The sequence below is a fragment of the Paraburkholderia solitsugae genome, assembly GCF_013177695.1.
Taxonomy (GTDB): Bacteria; Pseudomonadota; Gammaproteobacteria; order Burkholderiales; family Burkholderiaceae; genus Paraburkholderia; species Paraburkholderia solitsugae.
The window spans coordinates 1-18502 of record NZ_WOEY01000083.1 but is presented as its reverse complement, the minus strand read 5'-3'; the positions used below and the strand labels follow the sequence as shown (position 1 = coordinate 18502).

At 63.2% G+C, this 18502-nt stretch carries 13 protein-coding genes and 1 pseudogene; 5 read left to right on the top strand and 9 right to left on the bottom strand.

Translation table 11 applies throughout. From position 1 onward, the window contains the following. Positions 1-44: 44 nt before the first annotated feature. Complete coding sequence (gene msbA / locus GNZ12_RS20770) at positions 45-1838, bottom strand: lipid A export permease/ATP-binding protein MsbA (RefSeq protein ID WP_172313158.1); 1794 nt, start codon at positions 1836-1838, stop codon at positions 45-47. A 197-nt stretch (positions 1839-2035) separates the two neighbouring features. Here msbA and GNZ12_RS20765 point away from each other — a divergent pair, with 197 nt between their 5' ends. Then, positions 2036-2797 (top strand): glycosyltransferase family 2 protein, encoded by a 762-nt coding sequence (locus tag GNZ12_RS20765; RefSeq protein WP_172313155.1) that lies wholly within the window; start codon positions 2036-2038, stop codon positions 2795-2797. Positions 2798-2962: 165 nt separating this feature from the next. On the opposite strand, the gene dnaE is transcribed toward GNZ12_RS20765, so the two are convergent. Continuing rightward, complete coding sequence (gene dnaE / locus GNZ12_RS20760) at positions 2963-6538, bottom strand: DNA polymerase III subunit alpha (RefSeq protein WP_172313153.1); 3576 nt, start codon at positions 6536-6538, stop codon at positions 2963-2965. Positions 6539-6966: 428 nt separating this feature from the next. Between dnaE and GNZ12_RS20755 the strand changes: the two genes are divergently transcribed. Next, positions 6967-7830, top strand: a complete 864-nt coding sequence (locus tag GNZ12_RS20755) for a sulfurtransferase (RefSeq protein ID WP_172313151.1) — start codon at positions 6967-6969, stop codon at positions 7828-7830. 46 nt (positions 7831-7876) lie between these two features. Next, entirely contained in the window at positions 7877-8770 is an 894-nt protein-coding gene (gluQRS, locus tag GNZ12_RS20750; protein ID WP_172313148.1) for a tRNA glutamyl-Q(34) synthetase GluQRS, read from the top strand. Positions 8771-8810: 40 nt separating this feature from the next. Here the strand turns inward: gluQRS and GNZ12_RS20745 are convergent, their stop codons facing one another. The 7 genes from GNZ12_RS20745 to purT all read right to left on the bottom strand — a co-directional run bounded on the left by GNZ12_RS20745 (position 8811) and on the right by purT (position 16764). Then, on the bottom strand, positions 8811-8999 hold the full coding sequence (locus tag GNZ12_RS20745; protein WP_172313145.1) for a hypothetical protein: 189 nt from the start codon (positions 8997-8999) through the stop codon (positions 8811-8813). Between the two features lie 331 nt (positions 9000-9330). Further along, positions 9331-10818, bottom strand: a complete 1488-nt coding sequence (locus GNZ12_RS20740; protein WP_172313142.1) for a DEAD/DEAH box helicase — start codon at positions 10816-10818, stop codon at positions 9331-9333. Between the two features lie 459 nt (positions 10819-11277). Further along, a complete protein-coding gene (locus GNZ12_RS20735; protein ID WP_172313139.1) occupies positions 11278-12714 on the bottom strand; it encodes an aldehyde dehydrogenase family protein in 1437 nt (478 codons plus the stop codon). Positions 12715-12800: 86 nt separating this feature from the next. Continuing rightward, a complete protein-coding gene (locus tag GNZ12_RS20730) occupies positions 12801-14453 on the bottom strand; it encodes an acetolactate synthase large subunit (RefSeq protein WP_172313136.1) in 1653 nt (550 codons plus the stop codon). A 252-nt stretch (positions 14454-14705) separates the two neighbouring features. After that, positions 14706-15074 carry an MliC family protein gene (locus GNZ12_RS20725; RefSeq protein WP_172313133.1) on the bottom strand — a complete coding sequence of 123 codons (369 nt, stop codon included), beginning with the start codon at positions 15072-15074 and terminating at the stop codon, positions 14706-14708. 138 nt (positions 15075-15212) lie between these two features. Further along, positions 15213-15425 (bottom strand): DUF6726 family protein, encoded by a 213-nt coding sequence (locus GNZ12_RS20720; RefSeq protein WP_172313131.1) that lies wholly within the window; start codon positions 15423-15425, stop codon positions 15213-15215. A gap of 124 nt (positions 15426-15549) precedes the next feature. Beyond that, positions 15550-16764, bottom strand: a complete 1215-nt coding sequence (gene purT / locus GNZ12_RS20715; protein WP_172313129.1) for a formate-dependent phosphoribosylglycinamide formyltransferase — start codon at positions 16762-16764, stop codon at positions 15550-15552. A gap of 264 nt (positions 16765-17028) precedes the next feature. Here purT and GNZ12_RS20710 point away from each other — a divergent pair, with 264 nt between their 5' ends. Both GNZ12_RS20710 and GNZ12_RS20705 read left to right on the top strand, forming a co-directional pair. Continuing rightward, positions 17029-17568: an META domain-containing protein gene (locus GNZ12_RS20710; RefSeq protein ID WP_172313126.1), complete on the top strand. Its 540-nt coding sequence runs from the start codon at positions 17029-17031 to the stop codon at positions 17566-17568. A gap of 159 nt (positions 17569-17727) precedes the next feature. Continuing rightward, positions 17728-18502, top strand: a pseudogene (locus GNZ12_RS20705) (cell division protein FtsK); the annotation flags it as partial.

Here is an 18502-nt window from a genome sequence, read left to right as displayed (position 1 = left end):
TCAGCCCGAATCAAGCCGGCCATGCCGAGTCAGGCCAAGCCTCATCAGGCTGCGTCTTGCTGGAACTGGATACGGTGCAGATGCGCGTACAGCCCATCTTGCGCCAGCAGCTCGCGATGGCTGCCGCGCTCGGCGATACGCCCTGCTTCCATCACCAGAATCCGGTCGGCGCGTTCGATAGTCGACAAACGGTGCGCGATCACGAGTGTGGTCCGGCCCTTCATCAAGGTCTCCAGCGCCGCCTGCACGTGGCGTTCGGATTCCGAATCCAGCGCCGAGGTGGCTTCGTCGAGAATCAGGATCGGCGCGTCCTTGTAGATCGCACGCGCGATCGCCAAACGCTGGCGTTGGCCGCCCGAGAGCATCATGCCGTTGTCGCCGACCAGCGTTTCGATGCCATTGGGCATCGCCTCGACGGTGTCCCACAGGTTCGCCGCACGCAGCGCCGCCCTGACCTTGTCCGGATCGGCCGTCTGCCCATAAGCGACGTTGTTGGCCACCGTGTCGTTGAACAGCACCACGTCCTGGCTCACCATCGCGATCTGGCTGCGCAGCGCGTGCAGGTTGTATTCCGGCAGCGCGACGCCATCGACCAGAATCGCGCCACTGGTCGGATCGAAAAAGCGCGGCAGCAAATTCACCAGCGTGGTCTTGCCGCTGCCCGACGGGCCCGCCAGCGCGACCATTTCGCCCGGCGCCACCTTGAACGACACGTGGTCGAGCGTGTGACGGTTGTGCGTGGCGTTGCTGCCGTACGTGAACGATACGTCGCGGAATTCCACTTCGCCGCGGGCGCGGTCGAGCGACTTGCCGCCGCCCTCCGGTTCGGACGGCTCGTCGATCAGGCCGAAGATCAATTCACACGCCGTCATGCCGCGTTGCAGCGGCTGGTTCACATCCATGAGGTGCTTGAGCGGCGAGATGATCAGCAGCATCGACGTGACGAACGCCACAAAACCGCCGACGGTGGTTTGATCCGACGACGACTGCACGACCGCGATGGTAATCACCACGGCAAGCGCAATCGATGCGAGGAACTGCGTCAACGGTTGCGCGAGGCCGCCGGAGACGGTCATGCGCATGGCATAGCCGCGCAGACGCTTGCTCATCGCCGTGAAGCGGTCCGTCTCGTACTGCTCGCCGTTGTGCACCTTGACGACCTTGTAGCCACCCACCGTCTCTTCGACGATGTACGACAGTTCGTTGGTCAGCAGTTGATGCTCGCGGTTCAGGCGCCGCAAACGGCGGTTGATCTTGCCCACCAGCCAGCCGATCCCCGGCAGCAGCACCGCGACGATCAGCGTCAGGCGCCAGTTCAGGTAGAACAGATAGCCCAGCAGGAAGACGACAGTCAGCGAATCGCGCACCAGCGTGACCATCACGCTCAACAGCACGTTGAGAATCTGGTTCACCTCGAAGACGATCGCGTTGATCACCGTGCTCGCGGTTTCGCGCTGAAAGAACGCCACGCTCGTGTGGATCATGCGGTCGAACATCTTCAGGCGCAGTTCGAGCAGAATCTTGTTCGACACGTAGGCCAGCAGATAGCCGGACGCGTATTGCGACACGCCCCGAACCAGCGCGAGGCCGATGACCGCGGCCGGCACGAACCACTTGGCGTTGTCGCTGGCATGCGCACCGAAGCCCTTGTCCAGCAGCGGCTTGAGCAATGCGGGGATCGCCGCGTCAGTGCTGGCGCTTACCGCCATTGCGATGATCGCGCCGATCACCACCCATATCAGCGGCTTGATATACGGCCACAAGCGTCGAAAGACGACGGCAGGTGACGATGCCTCACCTGAACCGATGGGTTTGCTTAACGTTGGCTTCGCGCTCAAGGAATCCTCTGGGAATGCGGGACAGCATCCGCGCAGCGGGCGGAATGCCTGACGCGCGGAATATCAAAAAACAGCATTGTAAACGGTTGCGGATCACGGCCGGGGGTTATGGAACGGGCGGTTTCGACCCTTGCCAATGCGCTGTGTATACTTGCGCGACCTAATCCGTCACCCTGCACCCTCCACGCAATTCAGGTATGCAAGAAACCACCCTCGGCGTCGCCATCATCACCAAAAACGCGGCGGCGCGACTGGCCGAGTGCCTGCGGGCCGTGGCTTTCGCCGATCAGATCGTCGTGATCGACGGCGGCAGCACCGACGGTACCGCGGACATCGCCCGAGCGCACGGCGCGCGCGTGCTCGAGCAAACCGACTGGCCGGGTTTCGGCCCGCAAAAAAACCGCGCCGTGGACGCGCTCACCACCAGCTGGATTCTCTCGATCGACGCCGACGAGATCGTCTCGCCGGAACTGGCGGCGGCGATCCGCACGGCGCTGACCGTTCCCACCGCCGATGTCTACGCGGTGGACCGGTTGTCGAGTTTTTGCGGCCACTGGATTCATCACAGCGGCTGGTATCCGGACTGGATTCCGCGCCTGTTCAAACGTGGCGCCGCGCGTTTCTCCGACGACCTCGTGCACGAGCGCCTGGTGTTCGACACGCCGTCGCAGCGCCTGACCGGCAAGCTGATGCACTACTCGTACGAGGACTTCGAAGGCGTGTTGCGCAAGCTCGACGCGTATTCGACCGCGGCGGCGCAGCAACGTCATGCGGCTGGCAAGCGCGGCAGTTTCGGCAAAGCGCTCGGGCGTGGGGCCTGGGCCTTCGTGCGGACCTATGTGCTGCGGCGTGGATTTCTCGACGGCCGTGCCGGATTCATGATCGCGGTGTTTAACGCGGAGACGGTGTACTACCGGTTTTTGAAGCTGGCGCGACTGGGGGAGAAGACCCGGCGGTAGCAAGCAGGGCTCGTTGACGGGGGCCGACTGTTCATTGCCGGCGCCCTGCATTCGTTGGCCGCGTGCAAGCGGCAAGTGCCAATTGGCATGGTCTGAAAAACCATAACGTCATGACCACAGCTTGCCGGCGGTTTTGCCCACGCAAGCGCGCGGGCAAACCAGACATCAATAAACGATTTCGATCGAGCTTCCGGCGAACTCGCCGCGCAATGCCGCGAGCAGTTCGTCAGTAGGCTTGACGCGCCACGCGTCACCCAGACGCATTTCGCCTTGCGCATTCTCGCTGCGATAGACCACCTGCACGGCGAGGCCGTTCGGAATCTGCACAGCCTGGCGCTGGCCACCGCCGCCATAGCCACCGCCGTTGCGGCCACCACCTCCGCCATTGCCACCACGCGATGACGCCGCCGGCGCCGGTGCAGCTTGTGGCTCGTCCTTACCCGCGCTATGCGCTTCGAGCACGCGGCGCAATGCCGACGCGTCCGCATTACCGTTCATCTGCACCTTCACGGCTTCTGCATAACGGCAGCGGGCGCGGCCGAGATCCATCACCGTATCGACCGTGAAGCGGATGCCGCCCGTGAACGCGTCGTTACGTGCCGAACCTTGCACGACCAGCAGTTCGTCTTCCTTGAACAGCTGCTTGTGAGCCTCGAAGGTCTCGTTGAAGACGGTCACTTCGCATTGGCCGGTGCCGTCGTCGAGCAGCGCGATCAGCATCTTGCCGCGCTGGGTCATCTGCGTGCGCAGCGACGCGATCACGCCTGCGACCAGCTTGTCGCGCCCTTCTTTCAGTTCGCCGATCTTCTGGCGCACGAAACGGCGCACTTCGTTCTTATAGGCATCGAAGAGATGGCCGGACAGGTAGAAGCCTAGTGCGGCCTTCTCTTCCTGCAGCTTCTTCTTTTCCGGCCATTCCGGCTCGTCGACCAACTCGTGACCTTGAGACGGCGCGTCGCCCATATCGAACAGGCCCGCCTGCATCGCGTTGGCGCTTGCCTGCTCGGCGGCTTCCATTGCCAGCGAGACGGAGGCGATCAGCTGTGCGCGATTCGCATGCAACGTGTCGAACGCACCGGCGCGGATCAAGGCTTCCACCGTCCGCCGATTGACGATCCGGCGGTCGACCCGGTTGCAGAAGTCGAAGATATCGACGAACGGACCTTCTTCGCGCGCTCGGATGATTTCTTCGATCGCGTTCTGGCCGCTGCCCTTGACCGCACCGAGACCATAGCGGATTGTTTTCGACCGTTTGCCGTCCGCTTCCGCGACCGGCTCGAAACGGTACGCCGACAGATTGACGTCCGGCGGCAGCACGTCCATCTTGTTCGTGAGGCAGTCCTCGAACAGGATCTTGACCTTGTCCGTGTCGTCCATGGCGAGCGACATATTCGCCGCCATGAATTCGGCCGGATGGTGCGCCTTCAGCCATGCGGTGTAGTACGCAAGCAGCGCATACGCCGCCGCGTGCGACTTGTTGAAGCCGTAGCCCGCGAACTTCTCCATCAAGTCGAAGATTTCGTCGGCCTTCTCGCCGGCCAGCCCGTTCTTCGCGGCGCCCTGGCGGAACAGCTCGCGATGCTCGGCCATTTCCTCGGCCTTCTTCTTACCCATCGCGCGGCGCAGCAAGTCGGCGCCACCGAGCGAGTAACCGCCGATGATCTGCGCCATCTGCATCACCTGCTCCTGGTAGACCATGATGCCGTAGGTCTCTTTCAGAACAGATTCAACACGCGGATCCGGATACTCCACCACCTCGCGGCCGTGCTTACGTGCACAGAAACTCGGAATCAGGTCCATCGGGCCCGGACGGTACAACGCCACCAGCGCGATGATGTCCTCGAAGCGGTCAGGCTGCGCGTCTTTCAGCATGCCTTGCATGCCGCGGCTTTCCAACTGGAACACAGCGACTGTGTTCGCTTTCTTCAGGATCGAGAACGACGCCGCGTCGTCGAGCGGCACCTGCGCGAGCGACCAGTCTTTCTTCGACGGATCGAGACGGCGGATATAGCGCTCGGCCCAGTCGAGAATCGTCAGCGTGGTGAGACCCAAAAAGTCGAACTTCACGAGGCCGACGGCTTCGACGTCGTCCTTGTCGTACTGGCTCACGACGCCGCTTTCGTCGCCCTGCGTATAGAGCGGACAGAAATCGGTCAGCTTGCCGGGCGCGATCAGCACGCCGCCGGCATGCATACCGACGTTACGCGTGAGGCCTTCCACGCGCTGCGCGAGTTCGAGCAGCTGATGCACTTCGTCTTCGTTGTCGAAGCGCTCCTGCAAGAGCGGCTCTTCCTTCATCGCGTCGGCGATGGTGACGTGTTTGCCCGGCTTGAACGGAATCAGCTTGGCGATGCCGTCGGTGAACATGTAGCCGAGATCGAGCACGCGGCCGATATCCCGTACCGCTGCCTTCGCCGCCATCGTGCCGAAGGTGGCGATCTGCGACACGGCGTCCGCGCCATACTTCTCTTTCACGTACTGAATCACACGGTCGCGGCCGTGCTGGCAGAAGTCGATGTCGAAGTCGGGCATCGAGACCCGTTCCGGATTCAGGAAACGTTCGAACAGCAGGTTGTAGCGCAGCGGATCGAGGTCGGTCACGCCGAGCGCATACGCGACCAGCGAACCGGCACCCGAACCCCGGCCCGGACCGACCGGCACGCCGTTGTTCTTGGCCCAGTTGATGAAGTCCGCAACGATCAGGAAGTAGCCCGGGAAGCCCATCTTGATGATCGTGCCGCACTCGAATTCGAGGCGCTGGTAATACGTTTCGCGCTGCGCATCGCGCTCCGCCTCAATCGGATACAGTTGTTCGAGACGCTTTTCGAGGCCCTCTTTCGACAATTGCACGAGGTAGTCGTCGAGCGACATACCGTCGGGCGTCGGGAAGAGCGGCAGCTTCGGCTTGCCGAGTTCGAGCGTCAGACTGCAGCGCTTGGCGATTTCGACACTATTGGCGAGCGCCGACGGCAGGTCCGCGAACAGCCCCGCCATCTCTTCTTGCGTGCGGAAATACTGCTCGGACGTAAAGCGCTTCGAGCGGCGCGGATTCGCCAGAATGTCGCCTTCGGAAATACACACGCGCGCTTCGTGCGCGGTGAAATCGTCCGGCGTCATGAACTGCATCGGGTGGGTGGCCACCACCGGCAATTTCAGCGACGCCGCAAGCGCAACCGCCTGCTGCACGTACTGCTCGCCGCCCGGCTGGCCACTCCGTTGCAGTTCGATATAGAAACCGCCAGGGAACACCTTCGCCCAATGCAACGCGTTGCGTTTGGCCGCTTCTTCATTACCGGCGGCGAGCGCGAGGCCAATGTCGCCCTGTTGCGCACCCGACAACGCGAGCAGGCCTTCACCCAGCCCGGATTCGAGCCAACCGGCTTCGACTTCCGCGCGACCGCGATACTGGTTGGTGAGCGAGGCCTTACTGAGCAGCTCACACAGATTCAGATAGCCGCGCCGGTCTTTGACCAGCAGTAGCAGACGTGAAGGCTTGTCGCGGTCGTCCGGATTGGTGATCCAGACGTCGCAGCCGGCAATGGGTTTGACCCCTTTGCCGCGGGCTTCCTTGTAGAAACGGACGAGGCCGAACGCGTTGCCGAGGTCGGTAAGGGCGAGCGCACCCTGACCGTCTTTGGCGGCGGCCTTGACGACGTCGTCAAGACGCACGATGCCATCGGCAATCGAGAATTCGGAGTGGACGCGGAGATGAACGAACCGGGGATCTGACATGGGCGACATTGTAACTCCACCCTCCCGGAGTTTTCAGGCCAAAGGCGCGCGTTAGCCGTCCGGCTTAGGACGAAAACGCGAGAGCGCCATATACCGGCGCTGTGCAGGCGGTGGACGGTTTCGTTGGTCGGGCGCGAGCGCGGCGCTTCATGCGCTCGAACGGACCTGCCGGAGAAAATTCGGCGGTATTTCACTCGCCAGAGCGCGTGGCTCGGCGCAAGCCCCGGTGCAAGCGCGGAAGCGAGCGCCACGCGAGTTTGCTAGCGGTTTGCGCTGCCGCAAGGGGTTGGCCATTCGGCCGAGTCGGCCAAAGCGCCAGCTTGAGGGATAATACGGGTTTCGCCCTTTTCGACGTGGCCGCGCCGCATGGAGTTTGATTGCGGGCGTTTCAATGCGCCCCCGTTTTCCGCGCCGCCACTTCTTACCGCTGGACACACATGAGTATCGTCAATCTCGCCGCGTATCATTTCGCGACCATCGAAGACACCGCCGCATGGCGCCCGCTCGTCACCGAGCGCTGCAATACGCTCGGCTTGCGCGGCACCGTCCTGCTGGCGCCGGAAGGCATCAACCTGTTCGTCGCCGGCACGCGCGACGCCACGGACGCGTTCATCGACTACATCCGTCACGACGCGCTGTTCGAAGGCAAGTTCGTCAATCTGCAGTTCAAGGAAAGCCTGTCGGACAAGCAGCCGTTCACCCGCATGCTGGTCAAGCTCAAGCGCGAGATCATCACGATGAAAAAGCCGGCGATCCGCCCGGAGCTTGGCCGCGCGCCGTTCGTCGACGCTCCCACGCTGAAAGGCTGGCTCGACCGCGGCCATGACGACGAAGGCCGTCCCGTCGTAATGCTGGACACACGCAATGCATTTGAAGTGGACGTCGGCACGTTCGACGACGCGCTCGACTACCGCATTACGAAATTCAGCGAGTTTCCGGAGGTGATCGAGCAGAACCGCGCCGATCTCGAAGGCAAGACGGTGGTGTCGTTCTGCACGGGCGGGATTCGCTGCGAGAAGGCTGCGATCCACATGAAGGAAGTCGGCATCGAGAACGTGTACCAACTCGAAGGCGGCATCCTGAAGTATTTCGAGGAAGTCGGCGGCGCGCACTATCACGGCGACTGCTTCGTATTCGACTACCGCACCGCGCTCAACCCGCAACTGGAGCCCACCGCGACCGCGCAATGCTTCGGCTGCCGCGCGGTGGTGACGCCCGAGGCGCAGCAATCGCCGATGTACGTGGCGGGCAAGACGTGTCCGGAATGCCATCCTGACAGCAAGGCGGCACGCGTCGCGTGATAAGCGCGAGCGCCTTTGCGCGATCGCGGCGAGGCCCATCCGACCCATGACCTATCGTGGACGCTTCGCGCCGTCGCCTACCGGTCCCTTGCATTTCGGCTCACTGGTGAGCGCGCTCGCAAGCTGGCTGGACGCGCGCGCGCATGGCGGAGCGTGGCTTGTGCGCATCGAAGACATCGACGGACCTCGCACCGTCCCTGGCGCGGCCGAGGACATTCTGTCGACCCTCGAACGTTTCGGCATGCGTGCCGACGAGCCGCCTGCCTGGCAAAGCCATCGTATTGCGCGCTATCAGGAAGCGTTTGAGCAATTGAAGGGTGCCGGCCAGATCTATCCGTGCGGCTGCACGCGCAAGGAGATTGCCGACTCGCTGCTGCATGCGCACGCGCGCAACACCACGCTCGCCTACCCTGGCACCTGCCGCAATGGCCTGCATGGCAAACCGGCGCGCGCATGGCGCCTGCGCGTACCTGACGGCGATGCGGCGGTGATTACATTCGAAGACCGTTGGCAGGGCACGCAGACGCAGAACCTGGCCACCGAGGTCGGTGACTTTGTCCTGAAGCGCGCCGACGACCAGTGGGCGTACCAACTGGCGGTGGTGGTCGACGATGCGGACGCGGGCATGACGCACATCGTGCGAGGCGCGGACTTGATGGATTCAACGGCCCGGCAGATCTACCTGCAGCGTTGCCTGGGCGTGCCGACGCCGACGTATTTGCACGTACCGGTGGTCACCAACGATCAAGGCGAAAAGCTCAGCAAGCAAAACGGCGCGACCGCACTCGACACTGACAAACCACTCGAAGCGCTGACAGAAGCCGCGCGACACTTGGGACTTGAGATGGGCGGCGACGAACACGCGACGCTAGAAGGTTTCTATGCCGCCGCAACGACGGCATGGGCAAAGCGCATGGGCGCGCGAGTACAAGCCAACTAGCGCCCAAAAGCGTCGAAGACAAACCAAACAAGTCGACACCTCAAAAGGCGCCAGCGGAGAGCGGGAAGCAGCAAGGCGGGAGCGAAAGCAAAGATCGGTAGCTGTCGCTGTCGCCGTCGCTGTAGCTGTAGCTGTCGCCGTCGCCGTCGCCGTCGCCGTCGCCGTAGCCGTAGCCGTAGCCGTAGCCGTAGCCGTAGCCGTAGCCGTAGCCGCACGATGGCACTGCCAAGGCGTTCGGATCAAGGCGTCTGCCGAGCGAGCGAGCAGAGGGGGCGAGGGGTTTGAAGAAGTACCGCTACGGCGCGCGCAGCGCCGCCGGAAGCATGACTGCTTTGTCACCTGGGCGGAGTGTGCGGGAACACAGATTCCAGATGCACCACTACCGCGACTGTGCGAGGGACCCGCTTAGCAGGGGGTTCGAGCCGCTTTCTTTGCTTATCTTTCTTTGCGGCAAAGAAAAGTAGGTGCCTGCCCCGCACAGGGGCGACGCTAATAATCCAATATCAATTCAAGGAAAGGCCAACGCCACAGGACGCACAACCAAAAACCAAAAGCAAAAATCAGGAAGACGACGAAGACTTCCTCGGCATCCCAAACCCACCCAGCAACGCAGCCAACGGCTGTTTAGAAGAGGACTTCTGCGGAGCAGCAGCCGACGAGGCAGCCGCCTCCTCAACCTTCCTCACAGAAGCCGCCGAAGGCTCATAAGGCTTGAGAAAGAAATCATCCACAGGCTGCGCGCGATGATGATGCGGCCGATCGAACGAACCTGAAGACGAAGCTCCCGGACGCCGGCGACCGCCCCGCTCGTCGCGGCCCTCTGCACGGCCATCAACGCGTTCACGCCGCGGCGGACGCTCTTCATGGTGATGCCGCACTGGCGCATCCACGGTCAGGTGTTGCACATCCAAAGGCCGCTTGATCAGCTTCTCGATATCGGCCAACTGCTTCCGCTCATTCGGGCTACAAAGCGACAAAGCATCGCCAGAAGCCCCAGCGCGCCCAGTACGCCCAATCCGGTGCACATAATCTTCCGCATTGAACGGCAGATCGAAATTGATCACGGCCGGCAACTCGGCAATATCCAAACCACGCGCAGCGACGTCAGTCGCCACCAAAGCTTCGATCTCACCACGTTTGAACGCATCCAAAGCCTGCATCCGCTCATTCTGCGTCCGGTCACCGTGAATCGCCGTGGCGACCACACCGTCGCGCTCCAGGCTACGCGCCAGCCGACTCGCACCGATCTTGCTGTTACAAAACACAATGACCTGCTTGAGCCCACGATCACGAATCAATTTAACAACAGCGGCAGTCTTGTCGCCCTCGGCAACTTCATAAACCATCTGCGTCACATTGGTCGCAGTCGAATTGCTGCGCGCGACTTCGATCGTCTGCGGGTCGCGCAGATACGTGGCGGCAAGCTTCTTGATTTCGCCCGAGAACGTGGCCGAAAACAGCAGCGTCTGACGTTCTTTCGGCAGCAGGTTCAGGATGCGCTGCAGATCCGGCAGGAAGCCCATGTCGAGCATGCGGTCGGCTTCGTCGAGCACGAGGATCTGCACCTGGCCCAGATTGGCCGTCTTCTGCTGCACGTGATCGAGCAGACGGCCCGGCGTGGCGATCAGAATTTCGACGCCGCGGCGCAACTGCTCGGACTGCGGATTCATATCGACACCGCCGAACACCACGGCGCTGCGCAGCGCCGTGTGCTTCGCATACGACTGCACGTTCGCCGCGACCTGGTCGGCCAGTTCGCGGGTCGGCGTGAGGATCAGCGCGCGCACCGGATGGCGGGCGGGCGATGCGCTCGTGCTGGCCTGCGGCAGCAGACGCTGGATGATCGGCAGCGAAAAGCTCGCGGTCTTGCCGGTGCCGGTTTGCGCGGCGCCCATCATGTCACGGCCGGCCAGCACGACGGGAATCGCCTGCTCCTGGATCGGCGTAGGGATGGTGTAGCCCGATTCTTTGACGGCTTTCAGGATGTCGGGCGCGAGACCGAATTGATCAAAAGTCGCAGTACTGGGCGTGACGGCTGTGTCGGACATGGTGGCTTTCGCTAAAAATGCGCTTGGCGCGGTGCGCGCGGCAGCGGTCGGAACCGCAGAGGGCATCAGGATGAAGGCGGAGCCACGGCGTTCCGCACGGGACCCGTCAGTATTACGGGAAAAATGCGGCCGGCTCCGGCCGGCGGAAACACCCGCCGGAAAGGCCGGTATTGTAGCACTTCAGCAAAAACACTCATGGCGCATCTGCCGGCTTTCTGCTTACGTCGGCGAAAGCAGACCGGCGACGGTTGGGCGAGGGCGTCGGCAAATCGTCGCAAAGCACCCGCGCGCCTCGCTGGCAGCGTAGTTCGCCTCCGCGACAGTTGCGTGACAGCGACCGCTTCCCCGCCCCGCCGCCGAACCTCGGGAACGGATCGGGGGACCGGACCACCGAGACGCCAAGGTGCAGAGGGCGGGGACCACCACATGAAGCGTCTCAACCGCCCCCCTCGCGCGCTTTCACCACGTCTCGCGCATCACCATCAAGCGCATCTCGGTCATATCCTCGATCGCGTAGCGCACGCCCTCGCGCCCCAGTCCGGAATCTTTCACGCCGCCATACGGCATGTTGTCGACCCGGAACGACGGCACGTCGTTGATCACCACGCCGCCCACGTCGAGCACATTCCACGCGCGGTGTGCATGGGCGAGCGAATCGGTGAACACGCCGGCTTGCAGGCCGAAGTCGCTGTCATTGACGGTGGCCAGCGCGGCGTCGAAATCGTCGAAACGCTCCAGAATCGCCACCGGGCCGAAGGCTTCCTTGCGATACAGATCGGTGTCGCGCTTCACGCCTTCGAGCAGCGTGGCCTCGAACATCGCACCGTCGACCTTGCCGCCCGCGACGATCTTCGCGCCCGCCTGCACCGCGCTGTCCATCCAGCCGGCGAGACGTTTTGACTCCGATTCGGAGATCATCGGCCCGACAAAGGTCTTTTCGTCCTTCGGATCGCCCATGACAAGCGACCTGGTCTTGGCAATCAGCTTCTCGCGCAGTGCATCGTAAATCTTCGCGTGCACCAGAATCCGTTGCACGCCGATGCAACTCTGCCCCGACTGATAGAACGCGCCGAACGCCAGCCGGTCGACCACGTAGTCGAGCTTCTCACCCTGATCGCCGTCGACGATCGCCGCCGCGTTGCCGCCCAACTCCAGAACCACCTTCTTCTTGCCGGCCTTTTTCTTCAGCTCCCAACCCACCGCCGGTGACCCGGTAAAGGACAGCAGCTTGAAACGCTCATCGGTGGTGAACAGATCAGCGCCATCGCGATGCGCCGGAAGAATCGAGAAGGCGCCTTTGGGCAAGTCGGTTTCAGCCAGAATCTCGCCCATGATGAGCGCGCCGACCGGCGTGCGGCTCGCCGGCTTCAACACGAACGGCACGCCCGCCGCGATCCCCGGCGCGACCTTGTGCGCGGTCAGGTTCAGCGGAAAGTTGAACGGCGAGATGAATGAGCACGGACCGATCGGCACACGCTTCACATAGCCGTGATAGCCCTTGGCCCGCGGCGATATTTCCAGATTGATGATCTCGCCGTCGATGCGCACCGACTCTTCCGCCGCCACCTTGAACGTATCGATCAGACGCGTGACCTCACCTCTCGAGTCGTTGATCGGCTTGCCGGCTTCGATACACAACGCGAGTGCCAGTTCGTCGTAACGCTCGCGAAAACGCTTCACGCAGTGTTCGAGCACGGCCTGGCGTTTGAAGGGGGGAAACGCGCGCATCGCGGGCATCGCCTCGACGGCATAGCCGATCGCTTTGTCGATCGCCGCCGCGTCCGCCATCGCCACGCGGGTCGCCACTTCGCCGCTAAATTTATCCGTGACTTCGAGATCGGTGTTGGCGGCAACCGCAACGTTGGCGAGGTAGTACGGGTAAGTCTTGTTCAACATGACACGTTCTCCTTGATCCAGATGCCTGACGGAAGCAATGCAATCAGCAAGGGGCTACGCCCCGTTGCCGCTCATGGCCACCCCACTCATAGTTGTGCGGAGAGCCGCTTGATCTCGCGATTCAGCACGCGCTCGTTATCCGAGTAGTCGATCGGCAGATCGATCACATGCACGCCGGGCGTCGCGAAACACTCGCGCAGCAGCGGCGCGAACTCCGCTGCCGATTCGATGCGATGCCCCTTCGCGCCGTAACTCTCTGCATACGCGACAAAATCCGGGTTGCGCAGCGTCATGCCGTAGTCCGGGAAGTTCATGTTCTCCTGCTTCCAGCGGATCATGCCGAACGCGTCGTCGCGCACAATCAGGACCACCAGATCGAGCTTCAGACGCACGGCCGTTTCCAGCTCCTGCGAATTCATCATGAAGCCGCCGTCGCCGCACACAGCCATGACCTTGCGATCCGGGTGCACGATCTTGGTCGCGATCGCCGACGGCAAGCCGGCGCCCATTGACGCCAGCGCGTTATCGAGCAGCAGCGAGTTCGGTTCGTGCGCGCGGTAGTAGCGCGCGAACCAGATCTTGTACATGCCGTTGTCCAGACACACGATGCCGTCCACCGGCGTGGTCTCGTAGACGTCGTTGACGATCCGCACCGGGTACATCGGGAAACGATCGTCGTGCTGGCCTTTGACCAGATGCGCCTCGAAGTGCTGCTTGATCTCCTTGAAACGCGTGAAATCCCAATGTTCCTGGCCTTCCTTGAGACTTTCCTTGAGCTGCCACACCGCATTGGCGATATCGCCGACCACTTCGATCTGCGGGAAATACACCGTATCGACTTCCGCGCCGAGAAAGTTGACGTGAATCACTGTCTTCTCGCCGGCGTCGCCGCTGCGCATGAAGAACGGCGGCTTCTCGATCACGTCGTGGCCGACATTGATGATGCAATCCGCGTGGTCGATCGCGCGGTGCACGAAGTCACCGTCGGACAAGGTGGCGTTGCCCAGCCACATCGGGTGTGATTCATCGATCACGCCTTTGCCCATCTGCGTCGTAAAAAACGGAATACCGATCTGGTCGACGAATTCCCGCAACATCTTGGTGGTGGTCTTGCGGTTGCCACCCGCGCCGATCATCAGCAAGGGATGCTTCGCCTTCGTGATCGCCTCCACCGCGCGCGCCACGGCCTTTTCTTCGGCGATGGGACGGCGGCTGAAGCTCTTCGGAATCGGATGGCCGTCGCCCTCTTCGTGCGCGACGTCTTCGGGCAATTCGAGGTGCACGGCGCCAGGCCGCTCTTCTTCCGCCTGACGGACTGCCTCGCGCACCGCGGCCGGAATATTGGCGATCGACACGATCTGCCGCGTGTACTTGGTGAGCGGCTCCATCATCCGCACCACGTCGACGATCTGAAAATGCCCCTGCTTGCTCGACTTGATTGGCTTTTGTCCGGTCACCATCAGCATCGGCATGCCGCCCAACTGGGCATACGCCGCGGCGGTCACGAAGTTGGTCGCGCCCGGCCCGAGGGTGGCCAGACAGACACCGGTGCGCCCGGTCAGACGCCCATACGTGGCGGCCATGAAACCGGCCGCCTGTTCGTGACGCGTGAGGATCAGGCGAATTTTCGAGCGGCGCAGCGATTCGAGCAGATCGAGATTTTCTTCACCGGGGATGCCGAACACATACTCGACACCTTCGGCTTCCAGCGATTTGACGAACAGGTCCGATGCTTTCATGGAGGGTCTCGCTTGATGAAACGGACGTGGGCCATAGGCCCACCCGTTGAGGTCCGGTCACGGACAATCGAAGACGACGACAAAGACGGCCAACGCGACGCGAACGGCGTGCGGCATGCCATGACGACATAGCAGATGCCACGCCGGACAGCTTACTACTCGAACGGAAAAGATGCGCGCAGGCGGGCAGCGCCGCAAGGCAGAGGCAAGGTGAGGCAGGCGGCGTGTCTGAAGAAAGCCGCCGCATCATGCTCAGCGATTGATGGTGATGCAGTCGGACAGCATCGGCGGGGCGTTTTCGCCGTCCGTCGCGTCGTACAGGTCGGCACGTGGGCCCTTGGTCCACCAGGTGTAGCTGCCGGCCTGATATTTCGCGCCGGAGGCCGACAACGTGTTGACGAACAGCAGTTGCTGGCCCTTGACAGGCACGAGCGCGAAGCTCTGGCCGTTCGCCGTGTTCCAGTAAGTCACTTGCAGAATCTTGCCGGTCGCGCAGGTGTATTTATGCGTCTGGCGATTCTTGGCCTGAATCTCGGCGAGGCGCAATGGCTCGGCCCATGCATTGCCATATAGCGCTGCAAAACCCGCTGCCGCCGTGACTGCAACAAGCCATTTCTTCATTGGATGCCTCGATCGTTGTTGCACATCGAGCACGGGCGGTGCGCCTTGCGCTACCGCTGTGCTCACCGCTGCGATTCCGGCTATGTTGCGCGTCCGGAACGCTCGCGGCGGACCCATCGTGAACCGGTCGTGGAATGCTTATGGATCGATCACGTTGGCGCACGCGTCGGTCGGCGCGGCGGCCACGTGCCCGACCAGCGGCACAATCTTCAAGCCGGCCGATGCGACCCGGCACGGCGCAGCGGCAAGGCCGCACCCTGTCATCCCGGCACACAGCGCAAGCAGCACGCCGATTGCGCCGAAACGGCCCAGCCTTCCAAGCCGCGTGGTCTTGCGGGATTCCAGGGTCATGCATGCCTCTAACTTCAACGAACTTCAATGAATCGGGTTTCGCGAGCAGCGAGCTTGCGAGGCGCGCGATTACTTCATGACACATCGACCCGCGTCGGTACGGCGAGGCGCTCGCCGACGCGCGTTACTTCGTGGAAACCGGCCGCACCGCCGCCGCGGCCTGCTTCGCGCGCGAGCGTGCCTCGTCGATGTTCTCGCCGGTGGCCAGCGCCACGCCCATGCGGCGCTTGACGAAGCTCTCCGGCTTGCCGAACAGACGCAGATCCGCATTCGGCACGGCCAACGCCGCCGCGACACCTTCGAACGCGATACCGGCTTCCTCCAGACCGCCGTAAATCACCGCCGACGCGCCCGGCGCCCACAGCGACGTATCCACCGGCAAGCCGAGGATCGCGCGCGCATGCAGTTCAAACTCCGAGAAGCGTTGCGAGCACAACGTGACCAGACCCGTATCGTGCGGACGCGGACTCACCTCCGAAAACCATACGTCATCGCCGCGCACGAAAAGTTCCACACCGAAGAGGCCCCTGCCGCCCAATGCCGCAGTGACCTTGTGCGCCACATCGCGCGAGCGTTCCAGCGCGAGCGGGCTCATCGGCTGCGGTTGCCACGATTCGACGTAGTCGCCCGCCACCTGCACATGGCCGATCGGGTCGCAGAAATACGTGCTGACCTGGCCGCTCGCAGGATCGATCGCGCGCACGGTCAACTGGGTGATTTCATATTCGAAGTCGATAAAGCCTTCGACGATCACGCGGCCGTGATTCACGCGGCCGCCCGCCATCGCATATTGCCAGGCGGACTCGACATCGGCATCGCTCTTCAGCACCGACTGCCCCTTGCCCGACGACGACATCACCGGCTTCACGACGCACGGATAGCCGACCTTGGCGATGCCCGCGCGCAGTTCCTCGAGCGAATCGGCGAACGCGTACGGCGAGGTCGGCAGGCCGAGTTCTTCGGCGGCCAGACGGCGGATGCCTTCGCGGTTCATCGTGAGTTGCGTGGCGCGCGCGGTCGGGATCACTTCGGCGAGACCGTCGGCTTCGATCGCGGCGAGCGCGTCGGTTGCGATCGCCTCGATCTCGGGGACGATCAGGTGCGGGCGTTCCTGTTCGACCAGTGCGCGCAAGGCGGCGCGATCGGTCATGTCGATCACGTGCGAGCGATGCGCAACCTGATGGCCCGGCGCGTTCGGATAACGGTCGACAGCGATCACTTCGACACCCAGCCGTTGCAGCGCGATGATCACTTCCTTGCCGAGCTCGCCGGCGCCGAGCAACATGACGCGCGTGGCGGATTCAGAAAGGGGGGTGCCGATCCGTTGGCCGATCTGCATGGGGGCTCCATATAAAAGTCGGATGAGGGTGGGATTGAGTAGAACACGATGTTAACATGCGCACCCCGCACCGCACCCGATGCGCCGACGTCGCAGGCTCCGCGCCGCGCCTTGCTCGCCGGGTCCGCGTTGCTATCTGTGCGTAAGGCGCGCAGAGGGCGCTGCGGCGCCAACGTTTGAGTCCGCTGCACGCCGTTGCGCTCGCGTGCGGCGAGCTTAGTGCGTTACCCTTACGCCTTCGCCAGTTTGAAGAGGAACGACGTCATGCTCCAAAGCTCCTCCGCGCGACGTGTTGCGCGCTTCATCCCTTATGCGCGCACGGCCATCGCCGCGTTGAGCGTCGCCGCGCTATGCAGCGCGTGCGCCATGCCGAAGCATCCCGACGCGGAAGCCGCACCGCCCGATCCGTTCAATCCGGCCGCCGCGCAGTTGCTCGACGACACCAGTTGGGTACTCACCGGCTGGAAACAGGCCGACGGCACGGCGCGAGCGATTCCGTCCGCGGATCAGGGCGCGCCGATCACCCTCGTGCTCTCCACCGACAAAGGCCTGCGCCACGCCAGCGGCTTTTCCGGTTGCAATCGCTATTTGGGCTCGTATGCGCTGAAAGACGGCAAGCTGAGCTTCGGCACCCTGGGCGGCACACGCATGGCGTGCGCGACGCCGGGCGGACAGATCGAAGGCTCGTATCTCGACGCGCTGAACCACATCGACCGTACCGGCGTGCAGATGCGCGCGCCCCAGCAGATGCAACTGGTGCTCGAGAACGGCGACACGCTCACGTTCGACCGCAGCGCCAAGTGACCGGTACGTGGACCGGTCAGATCGATCAGTGCGGCGATAAGCCGGACTGTTTTCCCATTTGACGCAGGCATACTTGCGTCTGCCTTCGAAGCATTGGGCTTCGCCGGTTAAACTCGATGGATTGCGTTTTTGCGCGTCCGTCATTCGTTGATGTCCAGTATGCACACGGTAGTTTTCGGCTGGTTCGGCGGGTCAGCCGTCTGGTTTATTCCTCTTTTGTGGCGTCTCGTGAAGTCGGCGCTGCCAGGCGGCGCGGGTTTGCGCGGCCCCGGCACGATCCGCCTTTGGCTCGGCTTCGTCTGCGTGATGGTGGCCAGTTGCACGCTGGAGGCGTCGCTGATCGGCGCGGCCGGTGTGAATGGTTTCGGCCACGCGCTGGCGGCGGGCTTCGGTCATCTGCTCGGGCATATCGGTACGCCGCTCGCGGCGCTCGCCCTGTTCGTGATCAGCCTGCCCTGGCTGATCGACTTCCGCTGGCGCGATGTCGCCGTATGGGCCGATGGTGCATTCGGCCTCGGCCTGTCGCGCGGCCTCGCCAAACGCGACGAGGAAGCGCGCCGCCATCGCAGCGTCGATGACGGTTTGCCTTCGCACATATCGCCGTCCACCAACACGATGGCGCCCAAAAGCAATGGGCGTTATGCGCGCCCGACCGTCTGGCGGCCACCGGCGAGTGGCCGCGGCGCGAGCGCGAGCGCGGGCGCTGGCACTGGCGCGGCTGGTGCAGCGGCGCCCAGGGACGCAGCGGCGCGTGGCGCCGGGGCGAGTTGGCGCGCCGGCGCAGTGAGAACGCGCACCCCGGCCACGCAGGCGGAGCCGGTGCTGCGTACGTCCGCCGCAACGCCGCCGCGGCAAGCGCCGATGCAGGCACCGACGCCAATCCGGACACACTCGCCGAACGCGGACAAGGCTTCATGGATGCCGGCCGAACCGA

What these genes read in the sequence shown, in the direction of transcription:
- GNZ12_RS20720 (WP_172313131.1), bottom strand. Translation starts at nt 15,425, where the DNA reads ATGACCCTGGAATCCCGCAAGACCACGCGGCTTGGAAGGCTGGGCCGT.
- GNZ12_RS20740 (WP_172313142.1), bottom strand. Translation starts at nt 10,818, where the DNA reads ATGTCCGACACAGCCGTCACGCCCAGTACTGCGACTTTTGATCAATTC.
- GNZ12_RS20735 (WP_172313139.1), bottom strand. Translation starts at nt 12,714, where the DNA reads ATGTTGAACAAGACTTACCCGTACTACCTCGCCAACGTTGCGGTTGCC.
- dnaE (WP_172313153.1), bottom strand. Translation starts at nt 6,538, where the DNA reads ATGTCGCCCATGTCAGATCCCCGGTTCGTTCATCTCCGCGTCCACTCC.
- GNZ12_RS20765 (WP_172313155.1), top strand. Translation starts at nt 2,036, where the DNA reads ATGCAAGAAACCACCCTCGGCGTCGCCATCATCACCAAAAACGCGGCG.
- GNZ12_RS20725 (WP_172313133.1), bottom strand. Translation starts at nt 15,074, where the DNA reads ATGAAGAAATGGCTTGTTGCAGTCACGGCGGCAGCGGGTTTTGCAGCG.
- GNZ12_RS20710 (WP_172313126.1), top strand. Translation starts at nt 17,029, where the DNA reads ATGCTCCAAAGCTCCTCCGCGCGACGTGTTGCGCGCTTCATCCCTTAT.
- GNZ12_RS20730 (WP_172313136.1), bottom strand. Translation starts at nt 14,453, where the DNA reads ATGAAAGCATCGGACCTGTTCGTCAAATCGCTGGAAGCCGAAGGTGTC.
- GNZ12_RS20755 (WP_172313151.1), top strand. Translation starts at nt 6,967, where the DNA reads ATGAGTATCGTCAATCTCGCCGCGTATCATTTCGCGACCATCGAAGAC.
- gluQRS (WP_172313148.1), top strand. Translation starts at nt 7,877, where the DNA reads ATGACCTATCGTGGACGCTTCGCGCCGTCGCCTACCGGTCCCTTGCAT.
- purT (WP_172313129.1), bottom strand. Translation starts at nt 16,764, where the DNA reads ATGCAGATCGGCCAACGGATCGGCACCCCCCTTTCTGAATCCGCCACG.